Origin of the sequence: Prevotella sp. MGM1, from assembly GCF_002933775.1 — a bacterium.
Taxonomy (GTDB): Bacteria; Bacteroidota; Bacteroidia; order Bacteroidales; family Bacteroidaceae; genus Prevotella.
Window position 1 is genome coordinate 1 of record NZ_BEWV01000122.1, and the last position, 2858, is coordinate 2858.

The window sequence follows — 2858 nt, forward strand, 5'->3', positions numbered from 1 at the left end:
ATACTCTTGATACTCTCTCCCGCCCACCGGAAAAATCCGCTGACCCCGAATTAGCCTGTGAAAGTTGCTGTATTCTGCGTAAAAAGGGGAGGTGGGTAGAAACTAAAAATCCCCGATAACTGTTGGTTATCAGGGATTTTCTTCGGTTCTCATCTTTAATTGGTGATCCGCTTGGGGCTCGAACCCAAGACCCCAACATTAAAAGTGTTGTGCTCTACCAGCTGAGCTAGCGGATCTAAACTTTTCTGTTTCTAAAAAGCGAGTGCAAAGGTACAATGTTTCTTTGAAACCAGCAAATTATTTTTGCATTTTTTTGTTTGACTTTGTTGTTTTTTTATTTTTAAGTCGTTTTTATTCGCATATGTTAGTTAATAAGTGCGAAATAACGAATTGACTTTAATCAGTCAGGGATGGTGTCAATAAATACAACCTCTTATAATATTTGATTTTATAAAGTGATTGTTTTGTCAAAACGTTTTTCCGTGCATACGCTTAAATCGTTTGTAATAAACTTCCCATTGTGAAATAGCGAGAATATTGTGGCAGGGGAGGGAGAGAGCTGTGCCTGTTCGGCAGTTTCCAGTTTTATGATTTTCAGAGGGATGTTTCTTGTTCCGGCAATAACTTTCAGCATACCATTTACATAATAGTCAGTAAACGGGCATCTGTTTGAGTAGTAAACGACCAATCCTTGTTTGTCAGGGCATTCCCCGTTCTTTACGCAGTCATTAAAATGCGGAAGGGTGCAATTGTCGTCAAACGTCATTGCAAGTAATGAAAATCCGTTGGACAGTTTTTCTATTTCCTTGAATCCATGTTTCCGCAACCACTTGGTATCGCTCATAAAATGGCTCTTTTTTTGTTCCTACCACCGTTGCCAATCCGTTTTTCTGTAGCTTTTTCGCATCCTCTATAACAGATTGCAGTAAATTGTATCCATGTCCGTGTCCTTTATATTGTCCGGAAACCCAGAAACAGTTAATCATAAGATAATTCGGAGCCGTCACAGGAATCCAGGCATATTCTGCCGGAACGTATTCGATAAAAACCTTGGCCCGTGCGTCGAGTCGTCTGAAAACATATCCGTTTGGAAACTCTTTTTTCAACCATTCTTTTTTGAGTTGATATCCCTCCGAGCATTTCTTGTCTGAAAATGCGCAACAGATATGTTCCTTATCTATATTCTCTGTTGTTAGGATGGTGTATTTAAGCTCGGTATTTTCCATGTCAGTTGTTATTAAAATATCTATTCATTATTGTTCCACTGCTATTTTAATTTTGTGAAGATTCCAAATAGAAACGCAACGTTTTTCGTGATGGCTTAGCTCTAAATCTATGAGAAACACTGCGTGCCCTAAGCGGTGGGGCGTATCCCCGTAAGTGTCCGACTGCAATATAAAGGAAATGGCTGGCTTATTACGCGTTTTAATTATATATGTCTATCGTAAATTGTACTCTTATCTAACTATTTTATAAATGTGAGCGCAAAGGTATTAAATAAAAATCATACCACCATAGGTTCACCCGAAATTTTGGTGGTACGATTGCGGATAATCATATTTTTTTTGTTGCCTTGACGGGTGTAACGTGTTGTCGTGTGACGGTCTTTGGCAATGGACCATATCGGTTCCGCATGGTTGACAGGATGTTCACGAGGTAGGGTGTGTAATAATAAAGTCACGGATTTAACACTTTTATTTTCATCGGAATAGAAAATAAAAACGATACCTATCGCTATACGCAGTGCGATACGCCTCTTTTGAAAAACCGGCGAAAAGCGTTGTTTTCCGCAACGGGATACCCGTTGGAGTCCGTTTGGTTGCTTATTGCGTCGCGTTTAGCGTCCCGTTGGCTTCCGTTTAGACGCTAAACGCAGGGCAACGGGACGCTAAACGTAAAAAATCTATCGGGTAGGTGAGGTGGAATCGGTCGTAAAATCGGGTGTGGCTGACGTATTGCGTTGACACACATACGTTTGTGTGTAAAGACTCAAAACTCGCGTATTTTCGGCCGCAGGATTTTAATTTCAAAACGGACGTTTTTTGAAGCGTATTTTGTCATGTTTATTCCTAATGTGTGTATGCCTGTCACGGTGTTTTTGGATGGTGCCTGTCGCGAGATGAAGAAAATAGGGACGATGTCCAACCTACCGGAAAATGCGGTGAATATTCGCGGTAGATAGTATATATATTGGAAATTGAGGGGTGGAGATTGGGAAGCGTCCCAATTGTCACTTCTCAATCTCCGAAATATACCTTCCTCACAATCCTTATCTCATCGTATGACACAGCCTGGCTTACCGCTTCTTTAATCTGTGTTACCGACGTGTCTTGCGGGTGTGTGCGGGCGTGGTTTCTGATTTCATCTATGTGCTCCTGAGGCACCAGCTGCTCTATCGGCAGAGTGCCCCGTTCCACATATTGCGCCAGGTGGTTGAATACGGTGCCCGGTGTCAGCCGGCGCTCGGCGGCAATCCTGTCGACAGCCATTCCCGATATGAACATGTCATAGCTAATCTTTGCCGTGGGCACTTTGGGTTCTTTGGGCGCTTTGGTGGGCTTGGTCTTGCGTGCGCGGCCTTTTGCGGCAGTGTCTTCCATTTCGTCGCCGAGCAGTATCTGTGCTTTGCGGCGCAGGTAGTCGCCTGTGTCGAACACCGTTTCCGTATCGCCCGCATATTCGAATAACTTTGTTTTCAGGTCAAGCTCGTCGCCGAGAGCCGCCCGCCGGTCGGCGAACCGGTCGCGCCTTGTGCACACGCTCTTGCAGCAGCGGGTGGGCGGTGTCGGGATTGATGTCGAGCAGGCATCGGTATTGCTCTCCGAATTTCGACGCCACGCCGGCTAGTTCGGCCAGTG

Annotated in this window: 1 protein-coding gene, 1 tRNA gene and 1 pseudogene; all 3 read right to left on the reverse strand. The window is 44.2% G+C overall.

Annotated elements, in window-relative coordinates; translation table 11 throughout:
- Positions 1-160: 160 nt before the first annotated feature.
- Positions 161-236, reverse strand: a tRNA-Lys gene (locus MoGM_RS04060).
- A 212-nt stretch (positions 237-448) separates the two neighbouring features.
- Positions 449-1226 (reverse strand): annotated as a pseudogene (locus MoGM_RS04065) (GNAT family N-acetyltransferase).
- Between the two features lie 1011 nt (positions 1227-2237).
- Complete coding sequence (locus MoGM_RS04070) at positions 2238-2759, reverse strand: helix-turn-helix domain-containing protein (RefSeq protein ID WP_104368861.1); 522 nt, start codon at positions 2757-2759, stop codon at positions 2238-2240.
- Positions 2760-2858 lie beyond the last annotated feature (99 nt).